This is a genomic window from Delftia sp. WSY_16 (assembly GCF_043104415.1).
In the GTDB taxonomy this organism is placed as follows: Bacteria; Pseudomonadota; Gammaproteobacteria; order Burkholderiales; family Burkholderiaceae_C; genus Comamonas; species Comamonas tsuruhatensis.
The window spans coordinates 1-16,920 of sequence record NZ_JBICKS010000001.1 but is presented as its reverse complement, the minus strand read 5'-3'; the positions used below and the strand labels follow the sequence as shown (position 1 = coordinate 16,920).

The 16,920-nt window shown below is 65.9% G+C and carries 16 protein-coding genes; 5 read left to right on the top strand and 11 right to left on the bottom strand.

The annotated features are described in order from the left end of the window. Positions 1-20: 20 nt before the first annotated feature. Positions 21-1,160, bottom strand: coding sequence for a slipin family protein (locus ACF8O7_RS00080; RefSeq protein WP_013804750.1), 1,140 nt, complete (start codon positions 1,158-1,160; stop codon positions 21-23). 697 nt (positions 1,161-1,857) lie between these two features. On the opposite strand from ACF8O7_RS00080, the gene rtcR reads away from it, so the two are divergent. Then, on the top strand, positions 1,858-3,483 hold the full coding sequence (gene rtcR / locus ACF8O7_RS00075; protein ID WP_126312923.1) for an RNA repair transcriptional activator RtcR: 1,626 nt from the start codon (positions 1,858-1,860) through the stop codon (positions 3,481-3,483). A gap of 21 nt (positions 3,484-3,504) precedes the next feature. Here rtcR and ACF8O7_RS00070 read toward each other — a convergent pair whose 3' ends face one another. The 9 genes from ACF8O7_RS00070 to ACF8O7_RS00030 form a co-directional block, all read right to left on the bottom strand. Then, positions 3,505-5,121: an RNA polymerase factor sigma-54 gene (locus tag ACF8O7_RS00070; RefSeq protein ID WP_016454603.1), complete on the bottom strand. Its 1,617-nt coding sequence runs from the start codon at positions 5,119-5,121 to the stop codon at positions 3,505-3,507. Positions 5,122-5,175: 54 nt separating this feature from the next. Next, positions 5,176-5,973, bottom strand: a complete 798-nt coding sequence (lptB, locus tag ACF8O7_RS00065) for an LPS export ABC transporter ATP-binding protein (protein WP_016450697.1) — start codon at positions 5,971-5,973, stop codon at positions 5,176-5,178. Next, entirely contained in the window at positions 5,970-6,632 is a 663-nt protein-coding gene (gene lptA, locus ACF8O7_RS00060) for a lipopolysaccharide transport periplasmic protein LptA (protein ID WP_016454602.1), read from the bottom strand. The genes lptB and lptA overlap by 4 nt, the downstream gene beginning before the upstream one ends. Positions 6,633-6,803: 171 nt before the next feature. Beyond that, on the bottom strand, positions 6,804-7,454 hold the full coding sequence (locus ACF8O7_RS00055) for a thiol:disulfide interchange protein DsbA/DsbL (RefSeq protein WP_016450695.1): 651 nt from the start codon (positions 7,452-7,454) through the stop codon (positions 6,804-6,806). 81 nt (positions 7,455-7,535) lie between these two features. Continuing rightward, entirely contained in the window at positions 7,536-8,225 is a 690-nt protein-coding gene (locus ACF8O7_RS00050) for an SPOR domain-containing protein (RefSeq protein ID WP_043790827.1), read from the bottom strand. A gap of 20 nt (positions 8,226-8,245) precedes the next feature. Beyond that, positions 8,246-9,943 (bottom strand): arginine--tRNA ligase, encoded by a 1,698-nt coding sequence (gene argS / locus ACF8O7_RS00045; protein WP_016450693.1) that lies wholly within the window; start codon positions 9,941-9,943, stop codon positions 8,246-8,248. A gap of 54 nt (positions 9,944-9,997) precedes the next feature. Next, complete coding sequence (locus tag ACF8O7_RS00040; protein ID WP_016450692.1) at positions 9,998-10,444, bottom strand: DUF2214 family protein; 447 nt, start codon at positions 10,442-10,444, stop codon at positions 9,998-10,000. A 129-nt stretch (positions 10,445-10,573) separates the two neighbouring features. After that, positions 10,574-11,179 (bottom strand): DUF3016 domain-containing protein, encoded by a 606-nt coding sequence (locus tag ACF8O7_RS00035; RefSeq protein WP_026062475.1) that lies wholly within the window; start codon positions 11,177-11,179, stop codon positions 10,574-10,576. A gap of 28 nt (positions 11,180-11,207) precedes the next feature. Continuing rightward, positions 11,208-12,143, bottom strand: coding sequence for a LysR family transcriptional regulator (locus ACF8O7_RS00030; RefSeq protein WP_026062476.1), 936 nt, complete (start codon positions 12,141-12,143; stop codon positions 11,208-11,210). Positions 12,144-12,447: 304 nt separating this feature from the next. Here ACF8O7_RS00030 and ACF8O7_RS00025 point away from each other — a divergent pair, with 304 nt between their 5' ends. The 3 genes from ACF8O7_RS00025 to ACF8O7_RS00015 all read left to right on the top strand — a co-directional run bounded on the left by ACF8O7_RS00025 (position 12,448) and on the right by ACF8O7_RS00015 (position 15,181). Next, entirely contained in the window at positions 12,448-14,640 is a 2,193-nt protein-coding gene (locus ACF8O7_RS00025) for a malate synthase G (RefSeq protein WP_392441905.1), read from the top strand. Positions 14,641-14,720: 80 nt separating this feature from the next. After that, on the top strand, positions 14,721-14,975 hold the full coding sequence (locus ACF8O7_RS00020) for a cysteine-rich CWC family protein (RefSeq protein WP_082145387.1): 255 nt from the start codon (positions 14,721-14,723) through the stop codon (positions 14,973-14,975). 17 nt (positions 14,976-14,992) lie between these two features. Then, positions 14,993-15,181 carry a 4-oxalocrotonate tautomerase gene (locus ACF8O7_RS00015; protein WP_012202595.1) on the top strand — a complete coding sequence of 63 codons (189 nt, stop codon included), beginning with the start codon at positions 14,993-14,995 and terminating at the stop codon, positions 15,179-15,181. Between the two features lie 63 nt (positions 15,182-15,244). Here the strand turns inward: ACF8O7_RS00015 and ACF8O7_RS00010 are convergent, their stop codons facing one another. After that, positions 15,245-15,913, bottom strand: a complete 669-nt coding sequence (locus ACF8O7_RS00010; RefSeq protein ID WP_034367715.1) for a hypothetical protein — start codon at positions 15,911-15,913, stop codon at positions 15,245-15,247. Positions 15,914-16,012: 99 nt separating this feature from the next. Between ACF8O7_RS00010 and ACF8O7_RS00005 the strand changes: the two genes are divergently transcribed. Beyond that, the gene (locus ACF8O7_RS00005; RefSeq protein ID WP_026062477.1) at positions 16,013-16,780 is read left to right on the top strand and encodes a class II glutamine amidotransferase; all 768 of its coding nucleotides are present in this window, start codon (positions 16,013-16,015) and stop codon (positions 16,778-16,780) included. The last annotated feature ends 140 nt before the right edge of the window (positions 16,781-16,920 follow it).

The following is a 16,920-nucleotide window of genomic DNA, read 5'->3' as shown; positions in this document are numbered from 1 at the left end:
TGTGCCAACCAGCCTGCCGGTCAACGCATCTTCACCAGCCCGTTGAGCACCTGGTCCAACCCTCCGAACACGGAGATCTTGTCGATGCGCTCGGCCACGCGCTCCAGCGTCTCCAGCTCCTTCATGCGCAGGGCCACGGGGTTGTCCTCCATGACCTTGGCGGTGTTGAGCAGCGAGCGCGTGGCCGCTGTTTCCTCGCGGCGGCGGATCACGTTGGCCTGGGCCTGCTTTTCGGCCTGCACCACCTGGGTCAGGATGGCCTTCATCTCGCCGGGCAGCACGATGTCCTTCACGCCCACGCTCTCCACCACCATGCCGAAGGGCTGCAGCTTGGCCGCCATGTGAGCGGTCACCACGTCGTCGATCACCGTCTTGTTCTCCAGCAGCTCATCGAGCGTGCGGGTGCCCACGGCGGCGCGCAGCGCGAACTGCAGCTCCCGGTACAGGTGCTCGGCGGGCTTTTGCAGCTGGGCAAAGGCGCGCAGAACGTCGGTGTGGCGATAGGTGGCGCTCAGGTTCAGGCGCAGGCTCACCTTGTCGCGGGTCATGATGTCCTGGCCCGAGACCTCGACGGCCTGCAGGCGCAGGTCCACCAGCTCCACGGCAATGCTGCGGCCGAACTTCCAGAACGCATGGCTGCCGGCCTGCAGCAGGCGGTCCACCTTGCCGTCGATGGTCAGCAGCGCGCACTGGCCTGCGGGCACCTGCACCTGCAGCACGCCGTTGAGGCCGGACACGCTGCGCTGGCGCAGCTGCGTCTGGGTCAGGCGCGCCGCCAGGGCGGCGGGCAGCTCGGCGCCGGCCTGCAGGTCGACCACCTGCACGCTCACATCCACCAGTCCCTTCCAGTACAGGCGGCGCGTGCCGGGCGGCAGGATCTCGACCAGCACGCCGTTTTCGCTGCGCAGGCCCGCCTCGGTTTCGGACAGTTCCACGCGCAGGAATTCGGCGGCCACCACGGCGGGCTCCTGCGCCATCAGGTAGTCGGCCAGGCCGTGCGTGAAGGCGGGCTGCTCCAGGGCAAAGGTTTCCACGCGCAGCTGGTCGGTGCCGGCAAACAGCCAGTGCCGGCCGCTGTGCAGCACGCGCTCGAAATCGCCATTGCGCAGCAGCAGGGCGCGTTCGTTCTTCTTGATGGTGATGCGTTGGATCTTCAGCATTTCTTCTTCTCCTCGTTCGGCGTCTTCGCCGCAATCAATAGGGGTGCCGTTACAGCAGCGGCGGGGTTCCAGGGGGCACGGCCCGGGCCTTGCAGTGCGCCGTGGCGGCAACCCTGGAAACAGGTTGCAGCGTGGCTGGCTGCGGGCGCGGACCGTGCCGGGACCTGGCACAGCCGCCGCTGCTGACGGGGGGCGGCCTGGGGCTGCATCGCAACCCGGCGGCCACCTCCCGCGTTCGGCGGGTGGTCTTTCGACCGTTTCAATAGCCCGGCCTTGCGGCCGGAAGAGTGGGCAGGAATCGAACCTGCGACAGTCCTCTTGCGAGGGTGCTCTACCAGACTGAGCTACCAGTGGCTGGCAAGCCTGGAGTCGAACCAGGAGTCCCTTGCGGGACGGTTTCCACAACCTTGCCGTCACCCAGCGCCTGCGGCGTGCGGCATGCGGGAAATCGACAGGCCCCTGGAGGCCCGGACTTCCCGCACCGGCGGGGCGGGCGTTTGCCCCAACCCCGGCCTGTGAGCGGTCACCGCCTGCACTGGATGCCTTGCTTATTGCGAGATGCGTGCCAGCCCGGCATCTGGTGCCAAAAATTTCTTCAACCCCTTGATTTATTTGGATAAATCTCAAATCACACTTTTCTTGATTTCTTCTTCAATCCAAAGAAACTAGAATTTCAGCTATCCAACTAGACAAAAACATGGAAAAGAAAAAGGTCGTCATCGGCTTTCTGGGTACGCAGCTGGACTCCGGCAGGGGCGCGGGGCGCTGGGAAAAATGGCGGCCGACCCTCTCCCTCATGCAGCACGAGGATCTGGTGGTGGAGCGGCTGGAGCTGCTCTACACGCCGCCCCATCTGGCCCTGGCGCAGCTGCTGCAGGGCGACATCGCCACGGCATCGCCCGAGACCCAGGTGAACCTCGTGCCCATGGAGATTGCCGATCCCTGGGATTTCGGCGAGGTCTATGCGCGGCTGTTCGACTGGACGCAGGCCTATCGCTTCGACCCCGAGCGCGAGGAGTACTGGACCCACATCACCACGGGCACGCACGTGGCACAGATCTGCCTGTTCCTGCTGGTGGAGTCGCGCCGCATTCCCGGCGTGCTGGCCCAGACTTCGCCGCCCCGGCGCCAGCGCATGGGCGACCCGGGCAGCTATGCGCTGATCGACCTGGACCTGTCGCGCTACGACGTGATCGCCCAGCGCTTCGGCGCCGAGCAGAGCGAGGCCGTGCAATTTCTCAAGAGCGGCATCGCCACGCGCAATGCCGGGTTCAACGCGCTGATCGACGAGATCGAGCGCGTGGCCGTGCGCTCGCGCGCGCCCATCCTGCTCACGGGTCCCACGGGTGCGGGCAAATCGCATCTGGCGCGGCGCATGTACGAGTTGAAGAAGGCCAGGCACCAGGTGCAGGGCGAGTTCGTCGAGGTCAATTGCGCCACGCTGCGCGGCGATGGTGCAGCCTCGGTGCTGTTCGGCCACAAGAAGGGCGCGTTCACGGGCGCTGCGGCCGACCGCGCCGGCCTGCTGCGCAGCGCGCACCAGGGCGTGCTGTTCCTGGACGAAATCGGCGAGCTGGGCCTGGACGAACAGGCCATGCTGCTCAAGGCCGTGGAGGAAAAGCGCTTCTATCCCATGGGCAGCGACCGCGAGGTCAGCAGCGACTTCCAACTGGTCGCCGGCACGCACCGCGACCTGCGCATCGACGTGGCGCAGGGGCGCTTTCGCGAGGATCTGTTCGCGCGCATCAACCTGTGGTCCTACGCGCTGCCGGGCCTGGCCGGGCGCCCCGAGGACATAGAACCCAACATGGACCACCTGCTCGCGCGCTCGGCCGACGAGACCGGCCAGATGGTGCGCTTCAACGTGGAGGCCCGCGAGCGCTATCTGCGCTTTGCGCGCTCGCCCGAGGCGCTGTGGAGCGGCAACTTCCGCGACCTGTCGGCCAGCATGACGCGGCTGGCCACGCTGGCTGACGGAGGGCGCATCTCCACGGCCCTGGTCGATGCCGAGATCCAGCGCATGCAGTGGCTGTGGCAACGGGGCGAGGCAGCGCAGCCCGCCCCCGCCGGCGCCGGCTGCGGCCTTGATGCGCTGTTGCCCGCCGATAGGCTGGAGCAGATGGATCTGTTCGACCGCATGCAGCTCGAAGCGGTGCTGCGCGTGTGCAGGCAATCGCCCTCGCTGTCCGATGCGGGGCGCCGCCTGTTCGACCAGTCACGCACCCAGCGCAGCGTGGTCAACGATGCCGACCGCCTGCGCAAATACCTGCTGAAATTCGGCCTCAAATGGGATGACGTGGCCGGCCGCGCGCCTGCGGCCTGAGAGCGTGCGCGCCCTGCGCGGCTACAGCGCCTTGCGCAGCGTGGTCGGCGGGATCTTGAGCAGCTCGCGGTACTTGGCCACCGTGCGCCGCGCGCATTCGATGCCCTGCTCCTTGAGCATGTCGGCGAGCTGGTTGTCCGACAGCGGCTTCCTGGGGTCCTCGGCTGCGACGAACTGCTTGATGAGCGCGCGCACGGCCGTGCTCGACGCGTTGCCGCCCGCCTCGGTGCCCAGGCCCGAGCCGAAGAAATACTTGAGTTCGTAGGTGCCCTGCGGCGTGGCCATGTACTTGGCCGTGGTCACGCGGCTGATGGTGGATTCATGCAGGCCCAGCGCATCGGCAATGTCGCGCAGCACCAGCGGGCGCATGGCCAGCTCGCCATGCACGAAGAAGTTCTTCTGGCGCTCCACGATGGCCTGCGACACGCGCAGGATGGTGTCGAAGCGCTGCTGGATGTTCTTGATGAACCAGCGCGCCTCCTGCAGCCGCTGCTGCAACGCCGCATGGCCTTCGCTGCCCCGGTGGCTGCGCAGCGCGCTGGCATAGATGTCGTGCACGCGCAGCTTGGGCATGACATCGGGGTTGAGTTGCACGCTGAACTCCATGCGTCCCGCACCCATGCGCACCGGGCGCACGATGACATCGGGCACGACGATCTGGCGCTGCACGTCGGCGAAGCGCCGGCCCGGGCGCGGCTCCAGCCGGGCGATCAGGACCATCGCCTCGCGCAGCCGCTCCTCGCGCGCGCCGCACAGGCTGGCGAGCTTGCGCAGGTCACGCCGCGCCAGCAGGTCCATGGGCTGGGCGCAGATGTCCAGCGCGGTGCGCAGCACGGCCTGCCGATCCTCGTCCTCGGCACTGCCGTCGCCTTCGCGCTCGGCATCGGCCAGTTGGTCGCGCAGCTGCAGCGTCAGGCATTCGGCCAGGTCGCGCGCGCCCACACCCACCGGCTCCAGGCTTTGCAACAGGCGCAGCGCCACGGTGAAGCGGTGCACCAGTTCCTCGCACTCCTCCAGGTCGTCGCCCGCCAGGCCCTGTGCCAGCTCGTCGAGCGGGTCCTCCAGGTAGCCGTCGTCGTTGAGGTTCTCGATCAGAAAGCGCAGCGCGGCGCGATCCACCTCGCCCAGGCGCAGGCTCAGGGCCTGGCGATGCAGGTGGTCGGTCAGGCTTTCTGCGCTGCGTGCCAGCTCGGTGGCATCGGTCTCGTCATCGTCACCCTGGCCGCGCGTGCGGCTGGAAGGCGCATCGCTGCCCCAGTCGCGGTCGTCGTTGCCCGAGTTGGTCTGGCCATCGCCTTCCCAGCTCAGGGACTCGGCCGTGCCGGAGGTCTCGACGGCATCGCCGGAGGATGTGTCCGACGGCGCCTCCCATTCCACCGCAGCCGATGGCTGGTCCGCACGGCTTTCCTGGAAGGAGTCCGCGGCGTCGGCGCCGGGCGCCGCAGGCTCCGGGGCGCTGCTTGCCGCTTCGTGGTCGCCGTCGTCGTTCGCCAGCTCCAGGAAGGGGTTGTCGCCCAGCATCTGCTCCACTTCCTGCGCCAGCTCCAGCGTGGACAGCTGCAGCAGCTGTATCGACTGCTGCAGTTGCGGGGTGAGCGAAAGATGCTGGGAGACGCGCAGCGACAGTCCGGGCTTCAAGCGGCAGCTCCTTCGCGCAGGCAATCTCGCAGACGGGCCAGGCAGGGCATGGCGCTACATCCGGAAGTGTTCGCCGAGGTAGACGCGCCGCACTTCGGCGTTGTCCACGATCTCCTCGGGTGTGCCTTGGGCCAGCACATGGCCGTCGCTGATGATGAAGGCATGGTCGCAGATGCCCAGCGTCTCGCGCACGTTGTGGTCGGTGATGAGCACGCCGATGCCGCGCGCCTTGAGAAAGCCGATGATGCGCTGGATCTCGATCACGGCGATGGGGTCGATGCCGGCGAAGGGCTCGTCCAGCAGGATGAAACGCGGCTGCGTGGCCAGCGCACGTGCAATCTCGACGCGGCGGCGTTCGCCGCCCGACAGCGCCAGCGCGGGCGATGCGCGCAGATGGTCCACGCGCAGTTCCTGCAGCAGCGCCGTCAGGCGCTCCTCGATGACGCTGCGCGCCAGCGGCCGGCCCTGCTCATCCCTTTGCAGCTCCAGCACGGCGCGCACGTTGTCCTCGACGCTGAGCTTGCGAAAGATCGATGCCTCTTGCGGCAGGTAGGACAGGCCCAGGCGCGAGCGCTGGTGGATGGGCATGTTGCCCACGGCCTGTCCGTCGATGAAGATGTCGCCGCCGTCGCTGCGCACCAGGCCCACGATCATGTAGAACGAGGTGGTCTTGCCCGCGCCGTTGGGGCCCAGCAGGCCCACGACCTCGCCCTTCTTCACGGACAGCGACACGTCCTTGACCACCTTGCGGCTGCCGTAGGACTTGGCCAGATGGCGCGCCTGCAGGCTGCTGCCCTGTTCGGCGCGTGGGGAGGAAGCGTGGGCAGCGGGGGCTGAGGCCTCGGTACTCATCGCTTGGTACCACCAAGGCTGTCCAGGGTGTTGCTGGGCTGCAGGGATGTGCCCGGCGCGCCTGCGGCGGGAGCGCGCGGCTGCGAGCCCGGTGTGCCCTCCTTGGGCGCCAGCACGGCGCGCACGCGCCCGCCCTGGCCGGCGGTGGAGCTGGGCTGGCCGCCGCTGGTCTTTTGCCCATCGACGGTGAACACGTCGGTGAGGTTGTTGTAGACGATGATGGAGCCCGTGATCTCGTCGCTGAGCTGGCCGCCGCGATAGCGCCGCAGTTCGCCGCGGCGGATGAACTTCACGAGATCGGCCTTGCCGTCGTATTCGATGACCTCGCCCTCGCCTTCCACGAATTCCTCGGGCTGGCCGGGAACGGTGTCGCGCTTTTGGCGGAAGAAGGCGCGCTTGCCCGCTTCGGCCGTGACCACGCCGTACTGAAAGCCTTCGGGGTCCTGGCGCACGTCGAGCTGGGCACCGCGCAGCACGATGGTGCCCTTGGTCATCACCACGTTGCCGGTGAAGACGCTGGTCTGCTTGAGTTCGTCATGGCGCAGCGCGTCAGCCTCGATGTTCATGGGCTTGGTGCTGTCGGCCTTTTCGGCCTGGGCCAAACCGGCGAAAGCCGCCAGGGCGGCTGCGAGCAGGAGGGGGGAAAGTCGTTGTTTCATGGAGGGCACGCTTCTTGCATCCATTGTAGGGGGTGTCGCGCGCAACCGTTCCTGGCGTCTTTCAAGCCGGGGGCAAAGCGCTGACACGAAGGCACAAAAAGAGGTTTCCAAAAGCGACAGGCCCGCTCAATGGCGGGCCTGTCACGGGTGGTCTGGGCCGAGGCCCCTACCTCAGCCCTTGCGGCTGGTGGCGATCAGCTGATCGACCACGCGCAGCACATTGGTCATGTTCCCGGCCTTGGTGCCATCGGTGTAGTAGCGGCCCGCCACGCCCATGGCCGGCACGCCTTCCACGTCATAGTCCTGCTGCAGCTGGGTGGCCTTGCGCACCTGGTTGGAGACCGTGAAGGAGTTGTAGACCTCCTTGAACTTGGCCACGTCCACGCCCTGCTTGCCCACCCAGGCGAAGATCTCGTCGTCCTTGGCCAGGCGGTTGCGTTCCACATGGATGGCGTGGAAGGCGCGCGCATGCATGGTGTCCAGCAGGTTCATGCCTTCAAAGGCGTAGTACAGCTTTTGCTGGGGCACGAAGCTGGCGTTGAATGCCACGGGCACGCGGTGCACGACCACGTCGGCCGGCGCCTGGTTCTTCCAGGCGGCAAAGGTGGGCTCGAATGCATTGCAGTGCGGGCAGCTGTACCAGAAGAACTCGACCACCTCGACCTTGCCGGCGCCGGCGCTGGTGGGTGCGGGCTTGGCCAGCTTGATGTAGTCCTTGCCCTCCTTGGGCGCTGCCGCCTGGGCCTGTGCGGCGGAGGTGCCCAGCGTCAGCGCGCTGGCAGCGGCTGCCGAGGCAGCCAGGGAAAAGTCGCGGCGATTCATCAAAACAAACTCCTCGTTCAATGCTGCAGATTAGGAGGCTGGGGTTTGCCAAAAAGTTCAGCGCTCTTGCTCAACGCTGTTTCAGCGAGCGGCGCGCACCAGCGTGGACTCGACCCCGGCGCCATCGAGCTTTTGCTTGAGTTGCTCGGCATCGTCGCGCTTGGTGAACGGACCCACGCGCACGCGGAAGATGGTGATGCCGTTTTGCTCTCGCTCGCTCACGCGCGCCTCCCATCCCAGCATGGCCAGCTTGGCCCGCTGCGCATCGGCATCGCCCTGGCTGCGGAAGGCGCCGGCCTGCACGAAGTAGTTGAAGGCAGCCTCGGCCTTTTCGGCCTTTTCCGTCTTCTCGGCAGCGGCGGAACGCGCCTTCACCAGATCACCCAGCGGGTCGGCGGAGGTCTTGCCATCGGTCTTGGTGTCGGGCTTGGCGGGCGGCTTGGCCGGGTCCACGGGCGCGGGCGGCGGCGTCACGCCGCCGGCCACGGCGGGCGGGGTGGGCGCTGCTGGCGTGGTGCTGCCGGGGAGGCTGGGCGTGACGGCAGCCGGTGGTGGCGGCGCCGGGTTCTTGCCCTGCAGCGGTGCGTTGGGGTCCCAGTTCTTGTTGCGCTGGGCCTCTGCCGCGTCCTGGTCGGCCGTCTTGCCGCCCTTGGAGAGAAAGGGCACGGGCACCTTGGTCACATAGACGGCGACGGCCAGGGCTGCTGCCAGCCCGACGATCATGCCGATGATGAGACCGATGACGGTGCCCCCACGTTGCTGTGTCTTCATAGATGGCTTGTCGCTCGAAGTTACATGCGTTGCGGGGCCGAGACGCCCAGCACTGCCAGGCCATTGTGCAATACCTGGCGCGTGGCCGAGATCAGCGCCAGGCGGGCGAGCTTGACCTTTTCATCGTCCACCAGGATGCGTTCCGCGTCGTAGTAGCTGTGGTACAGCGAGGCCAGTTCGCGCAGGTAGAAGGTCACGTCGTGGGGCGCATTGCCTTCTGCGGCCGAAGTCAGCATGGCCGGGTACTTGGCCAGCTGCAGCATCAGCGCCTGGGCCTGCGGGCCTTCCAACGCCGACAGGTCCACGTCCTTGAGCGTGTCCGCATCGCCGCCCCAGGCTGCCAGCACCGAGCAGATGCGCGCATGGGCGTACTGCACGTAGTACACGGGGTTGTCATTGTTCTGGGCCACGGCCAGGTCCACGTCGAAGGTGTACTCGGTGTCGGGCTTGCGCGACAGCAGGAAGAAGCGCACCGCATCCTTGCTGGTCCACTCGATCAGGTCGCGCAGCGTGACGTAGGAGCCGGCGCGCTTGCTGATCTTGACTTCCTCGCCGCCGCGCACCACGCGCACCATGGTGTGCAACACATAGTCGGGATAGCCGGCCGGAATGCCCACGTCGGCGGCCTGCAGGCCGGCGCGCACGCGTGCGATGGTGCCGTGGTGGTCCGTGCCCTGGATGTTGACGACCTTGGAGTAGCCACGCTTGAACTTCTGGATATGGTAGGCGACATCGGGCACGAAGTACGTGTAGTTGCCGTCCTGCTTGCGCATCACGCGGTCCTTGTCGTCACCGTAGTCGGTGGACTTGAGCCAGAGCGCGCCGTCGAGTTCGTAGGTGTGCCCGCCCGCGATCAGGCGCTGCACCGCGTCCTCGACATGGCCGTTGGTGTAGAGGCTGGATTCGAGGTAGTACTCGTCAAAGTGCAGGTTGAAGGCCTGCAGGTCCTTGTCCTGCTCGTTGCGCAGATAGGCGACGGCGAACTGGCGGATGTTGTCGTAGTCCTCGACATCGCCGTTGGCCGTGAATTCGCGGTCATCGGCCTTGACGGTCTTGCAGGCCTTGAAATCGTCTGCGATGTCCTGGATGTAGGAGCCGTTGTAGAAGGCCTTGCTTTCCGGATTCTCGGGATCGATGGGCCAGCATTCGTCGCCGGGCTTGAAGCCCTTGGCGCGCAGCTGCGTGCTCTTGGTCAGCGTGTCGATCTGCACGCCCGCGTCGTTGTAGTAGAACTCGCGGTGCACGCCCCAGCCCTGGGTGGCATAGAGGTTGCAGATGGCATCGCCCAGCGCGGCTTGGCGGCCATGGCCCACGTGCAGCGGGCCGGTGGGGTTGGCGGAGACGAACTCAACCAGCATCTTGGCGCCACGGTCGGCCTGCCAGCCGAATTTCTCGGCCTGTCCCAGCACTTCGCGGATGATCTGCTGCTTGGCGGCGGGCTTGAGACGGATGTTCAGAAAGCCGGGGCCGGCGATCTCGATGGCATCGACCCAGCGCTGGAAAGCCGGCGTGGCCTCCAGCGCAGCCTTGAGCTGTTCACCGAGCGCGCGCGGATTGAGCTTGAGTGGCTTGGCCAGCTGCATGGCGGCCGTGCAGGCGAAATCGCCATGGGCAGCCACCTTGGGGGATTCGAAAGCGGCACGGGCACCGGCGCCGGGCGACAAAGTTTCAAGCTCGCCGGCCAGAGCCGCGAGCAGTTCCTGTTTGACGGAGAGCATCGGCGGATTCTACGTGGCAGGCCCGCCCCATGCCGCCAGACAGGAAAACCGGGCCTACATGCCCCGCGCCCAGAACACCGCCACCACCGCGATCACAGGCACCACATGCGCCTGCCACATCACCCAGCGGCGCGTGCTGGCCACCTCGGCCGGCTGGGGCAGGCCCTGGCCGGCATCCAGCGCGCGGCGCCAGCGGCGGAAGGCCAGCGTGGGCTTGATCGACAACACGGCGCCGACCACGAACAAAGTCATCTTCAGATGAAACAGTGGCTGCGAGACGTACCAGGACATGCCCTTGACGCCCCACACCAGGCGCGCAATGCCGGTGAGCACCAGGAACACCACCGCCAGCCCGTAGATCATGTCCAGCCGCGCCAGGCGCTGGACCACGGCGGCACTCATCCACTCGCTGCGGCACAGCGCCGCCTGGCTGGACAGGAACACCACGAAGGTGAGGATGGCCAGCAGGTGGAGGCTGGCCAGAATGGCTTCTATCGTCATGGGGAATCCGTATAGAAATTGAGCCTCTTGGGCCATGCTGCATTACGCCAGAAACGGCGACCGCCATCGGGATGCCCGAGGCAATCGGTAGACCACTGCGGTCCTCCCGTCGCGCCGGCTCTTGCGTCGTTACTTCGGCAGTTCCGCGCGCAACCAGTCATCCAGCAGCGTCTTCTCGTAGCGCAGGGGATCGTTGGGATACAGGTCGGGGCGCATCATGAAGGTCGCATCGCGCAGTTGGCGGCTGCCCTCGCGCAGCAGCTTTCCGTCGGCATCCAGCAGCTTGAAACGCAGGTCGATGCGCGGCGGATAGATATCGCGGACGATGCGCACATCGGCGGCCTGGGGTCCGCGCCAGGGCTCGAAACTGCCGGCACGCTGCACATCGGTGAGGTGGACTTCCAGCCGCTGGCCCTGGGGCAGCCTGGGCGCGGCACGCTCGGCCAGGAACTGGGCCAGCGCATCGACCCAGGCGCGGCGCGCCTTCTCGGACTCCTGGGGTCCATTGCGCCCGGCATCGAACCGCGAGGGATCGTCAAAGGTCACGCTCACGATGCCGGCAGGCACCGCGCCCTGCCGCATCCCGTCCGGCCGGCCCTGCCCCGGCCCCTGGACGGCGCAGCCTGCCAACATGCCCAGGCAGGCGGCGCCCAGCGCCATGCGCATCCAGCGCCGCCGTCCTGGGGCCGCGCCCTGCGTTGCGGATACCGCTTCCGTCGCGATCGACACTGCCATGCTCATTCCTCCTTGCTGGGCGGCCCGCTCAGGCCGCGTGGGTTCGACGCCAGAATTCCGGCTGCTCGTAATGGTGCTTGAGATAGTCGATCCACAGCCGCACGCGCAGCGGCATGTGCTTGCGCTGGGGAAAGACCACGAAGATGCCGTTCGGTGGGGCCGCAAATTCCTCCAGCACCGCCACCAGGCGCCCGGCGGCGATCTCGGCCTCCACCTCCCAGGTGCTGCGCCAGGCAATGCCCCAGCCGCCCAGGCACCAGTCGTGCAGCACCTGGCCGTCGGAGCAGTCCAGCGGACCGCCCGGCTTGAAATGCACGACTTCGCTGGTTCCGCTGTCCGGGTGCGGAATGCGGAAGGCCCAGCCGCGCGTCTGCGAGGCATCGCTGGACAGCGTCAGGCAGTCATGCTGGGTCAGCTCGCTGGGGTGGCGCGGCGTGCCGCGGCGCTCCAGATAGGAGGGCGTGGCCACGCACTGGCGCCGGTTGTCGGCGATGCGCACGCTGACCAGGGCCGAGTCGGGCAAGTCGCCTACCCGCACCGCGCAGTCAAAGCCCTCACCGGCCAGATCGACCACGCGGTCGCTCAGATTCAGGGAAATCGTCACATCGGGGTGCAGGTCCCGAAAACGCGGCACCAGAGGCGCCACATGCCGCCGACCAAAGCCTGCCGGCGCCGTGATGCGCAGATGTCCTGTGGCCTTGACCCCGCCCGCACTGACGCTGGCCTCGGCGTTGGACACATCGGACAAGAGGCGTTGGCAATCCTCGAGAAAAGCGCTGCCCTCGTGCGTGAGCGAGATGCGGCGTGTGGTCCGCACCATGAGCTTGACGCCCAGGTGCTCTTCCAAGGCATCCAGCCGCCGCCCCATGATGGCTGGCGCCACGCCTTCCGCCTTGGCCGCTGCCGTGAGGCTGCCGCGCGTGGCCACCGATACGAATGACTCGAATGCCTTGAGCTTGTCCATGACTGCTGTCCGTTTCTTTTCCGTGTTCTTGTGGGGCATGCGCATGCATGCCTGTCTCCTGGGGTCCGCCTTTTTGCGCAGTAGGCACTGGCTGTCTGCCATTTGCCCTTCGCACCGGGCTGCATGCCAATTTCCGATGGTTTTGGCAGGCGCATAACCTTCCCACATTTTTGCGTAAAAGTCACGAGTTTTAAGATTTATGGTCTATTTATGTACGCAAATAAATCTAATAAAGTATTCCTTATAGTCAGGCCCGTAAAGGGTCCAGGCCAGTCTTTCCATCCATCCAACCGGGGTTCCCACCATGACCGATCGCACCCAAGTCCACAGCCTGCAGGTGGCCACAGAGCTGCACCGCTTCATCAATGAACAAGTGCTCCCGGGCACGGGTGTCGCGCCCGAGGCATTCTGGAAAGGCTTCGACGAGATCGTCAACGACCTCGCCCCCCGCAATGCTGCCCTGCTGGCCGAACGCGACCGCCTGCAGGCCGAGCTGGACACCTGGCACAAGGCCCATCCCGGCCCCATCACCGACATGGCCGGCTACCAGCAGTTCCTGACGCAGATCGGCTATCTGGTCGAGCAGCCCAAGGATGCCAAGGCGACCACCACCAACGTGGATGCGGAACTGGCCATCCAGGCCGGCCCCCAGCTGGTCGTGCCCATTCTCAATGCCCGCTATGCGCTCAACGCCGCCAACGCGCGCTGGGGCTCGCTGTATGACGCCCTGTATGGCACGGATGCCATCGGCGAGGACGGCGGCGCGGAAAAGGGCAAGGGCTACAACCCCGTTCGCGGCGCCAAGGTCATCGCCTTCGCACGTGATTTCCTGGACCAGGCCGCCCCGCTGGCCTCGGGCTCGCACAAGGATGCCGCCGGCTACCGCGTGGAAGGCGGCCAGCTGGTCGTCGCGCTCAAGAACGGCGGCACCACGGGCCTGAAGAACACCGCCCAGTTTGTGGGCTACCAGGGTGATGCCGCAGCGCCCTCTTCCGTGCTGCTGCTCAACAACGGCCTGCATATCGACATCCGCATCGACAAGACCACGGCCATCGGCCAGACCGATGCCGCCGGCGTGGCCGACGTGGTGGTCGAGGCGGCCCTGTCCACCATCCTGGACCTGGAAGACTCCGTGGCCGCCGTGGATGCCGAAGACAAGGTGGTGGGCTATGCCAACTGGCTGGGCATCCTCAAGGGCACGCTGACCGAGACCTTCGACAAGGGCGGAAAGAGCATGACGCGCGGCCTGAATGCAGACCGCGAGTACACCGGCGCCGACGGCAAGCCCGTCAGGCTGCATGGCCGTTCGCTGATGTTCGTTCGCAACGTCGGCCACCTGATGACCAACCCGGCCATCCTCTGGGGCAACGGCAAGGAAATCCCCGAAGGCATCCTGGACGCCATGGTCACCACGGCCATCGCCGTCCATGACATCAAGGGTCTGGGCGCCAACGGCATCCGCAACTCGCGCACGGGCAGCGTCTACATCGTCAAGCCCAAGATGCACGGCCCTGCGGAAGCCGCCTTCGCCAGCGAGCTGTTCGGCCGCGTGGAAAAGGTGCTCGGCCTGCCCGAGAACACCGTCAAGCTGGGCATCATGGACGAGGAGCGCCGCACCAGCGTCAACCTCAAGGCCTGCATCGCCGCTGCCGCATCGCGCGTGGCCTTCATCAACACCGGCTTCCTGGACCGCACGGGCGACGAAATGCACACCGCCATGTATGCCGGCCCCATGGTCCGCAAGGCCGACATGAAGGGAAGCGCCTGGCTGGCCGCCTATGAGCGCAGCAACGTGCTCGTGGGCCTGGGCCTGGGCCTGCGCGGCAAGGCGCAGATCGGCAAGGGCATGTGGGCCATGCCCGACCTGATGAAGGCCATGCTGGAGCAAAAGATCGGCCACCCCAAGGCCGGCGCCAATACCGCCTGGGTGCCCTCGCCCACGGCCGCCACGCTGCACGCCCTGCACTACCACCAGGTCAACGTGGCCGAGGTGCAAAAGCAGCTGGAGCAGACCAATGCCGACGCCGAGCGCGCCAACATCCTGGCCGACCTGCTGCAGGTGCCCGTGGTCAAGGAAGACAAGTGGAGCGCGGCTGAAAAGCAGCAGGAGCTGGACAACAACGTCCAGGGCATCCTCGGCTATGTGGTGCGCTGGGTGGACCAGGGCGTGGGCTGCTCCAAGGTGCCCGACATCCACAACGTGGGCCTGATGGAAGACCGCGCCACGCTGCGCATCTCCAGCCAGCACATCGCCAACTGGCTGCAGCACGGCATCGTGACCGAGGCGCAGGTGCGCGAGACCTTCGAGCGCATGGCCGCCGTGGTCGACCAGCAGAACGCGGGCGATGCGCTGTACAAGCCCATGGCCGGCCACTTCGACACCTCGATGGCCTACCAGGCCGCCTGTGACCTGGTCTTCAAGGGCAAGGAGCAACCCAGCGGCTACACCGAGCCCCTGCTGCATGCCTGGCGCCTGAAGGTCAAGGCCGCCGCCTGACGCGGGCGGCGCCCGGCGCTTGAAAAAGCACCCAGGCTTGCCTGAGGTGCTTTTTTCATGGATCTACACTCAGAACCACGATGAGTGCCCATCCCCCCGATGCCAGCCTGTGTCCGCTGTGCGGCCGCAGCAATCAGTGCGCCATTCTTGCGGGCGTGGATCCGCTGAACTGCTGGTGCATGGACACGCCGGTGGCACCCGATGCATTGGCCCGCATTCCGGAGCCCCTGCGCAACAAGGCCTGCCTGTGTCCCGCCTGCGCACTTGGCACCGACAAGCCTCGACCGCCCGCGTCGGCCGATATGATGTCGCCGACCCAACCCCCTAGAACTTGATCCCTGAGGAGATTGACATGCCCACGTACCACGTCGAAATGATGGAAGGCCGCACCGTCGAACAAAAGCGCAAGCTGGTCGAAGAGATCACGCGCGTCTCGGTCGAAGTCCTCGGTGGCTCGCCCGAATCGGTGGACATCCTGATCACCGACATCAAGCGCGAAAACTGGGCCACGGGCGGCAAGCTCTGGTCCGAGCGCAGCTGAGGACTTTTCCTCCAACGCATGCAAAAGGCAGCTTCGGCCGCCTTTTTCCATGAAGCTGCAGCTTTATTTGCGCATTTCTCCAAGTGCCTGCAGCGCACTGGCAGCCACGGTCCACGGCACAGGATGGGAGTCTCTGGCCTGCCAGTACCTGGCAACCCCATCCATGGAAACCTGGGTCAAAACCACCTGGGCGGCGCCGGCCGCATAGGCTTGAAAAGCGGCATCGGTCATCCGTGCCTGGTAGCCAGAGAGATCGCCTCTACGGAAAAGCGCCCATGCGCCTTCGACACACTGCAGCTGCAGGCGCAGATGTGCATCGCCAGGCAGCAACGCTTGCATGAACAGATCGCGCGTGGCTTCATACGTCGTGGGAGCAGCACACAGCAGTGCAATGCGTGACTGGGGATCTCTCTGCAAGGCAGCAGCCACCTTGCGGGCCAGCATGCCATCGGCACGCCAGACCTTGTCACTGAGGCAATCCGCCACGGCCGGACCCAGGGTCGAACAGGTCAGCAGCACGGCATCGATATCGGCAGGGTCTGCCAGCGCATCAAGCTGCCCTGCTGTTTTCCGCCGAAGCGCCGCATCCATGCCGCCAGCAGCCTCCGCCTCCAACAACAGTTCCTCATGCACCTGATGAACGATTGAGTGGGCCGGCCAGCCCAGTTCGGCAGCAGCCTGCTTGAAGATCACGGCGTTGCTGTGCGCCGTATGCAGACAGAGGATGGGCATGGGTTTGTTCCGTTTTTTTGCCGTTGAACCGCATTGTGCTTGCAGCTGCTGCGCCAGGCGTTAGGCTATGGCTTGAACTACGCAAACAACGATACTGCCATGTGCCAGCTGCTTGGAATGAACTGCAACACGCCCACCGACGTGCGCTTCAGCTTTTCGGGGTTCACCCAGCGCGCGGGCAATACCGGCGACCATACGGACGGCTGGGGCATCGCCTTCTTCGAGGACAAAGGGCTGCGCCACTTCGTGGGCTATGAGCGCGCCATCGACTCACCCATCGCCAAGCTGATACGCGAGTACCCGATCAAGAGCCGCAACGTCATCGCCCACATCCGCAAGGCCACGCAGGGCGCGGTAAGCCTGCAGAACTGCCACCCCTTCGTGCGTGAACTGTGGGGCCGCAACTGGGTCTTCGCTCACAACGGAGATCTCAAGGGCTTCGCTCCCAAACTGCATGCCCACTTCCATCCAGTAGGCAACACCGACAGCGAGCAGGCCTTCTGCTGGATTCTCCAGGAGCTGTGGAAGTCGCATGCCGGCCTGCCCAGCGTGCAGGAACTCACCCACACGCTGCGCGAGCTGGCCAGGCGCATCTCGCCGCATGGAACCTTCAATTTCCTGCTGTCCAACGGCGAAGCGCTGTGGGCCCATGCCACCACGCACCTGTGCTATATCGAACGACGCCACCCCTTTGCCCAGGCCCATCTGTCGGATGAAGACCTGGCGGTGGACTTCGCCCGGGAAACCACACCCCAGGACCGCGTGGCCATCATCGTCACGGCGCCATTGACCAAGAATGAGACCTGGACCTCGATCCAGTCGGGCGAACTCAAGGTCTTTGTACAGGGCGAATGCCTGCCGCTTTGAACCATTGCGTATTCAGGAATAAAAAGAGAGCGCGTCAGCGCTCTCTTTTTTTGGGTTGTCCGTTTTGGCGGTTCAGCCTGTTTCCCCGTTTTTCCTGCAGCCCAATGCAAAAAACCCCGTAGCTTTGGGCTACGGGGTTT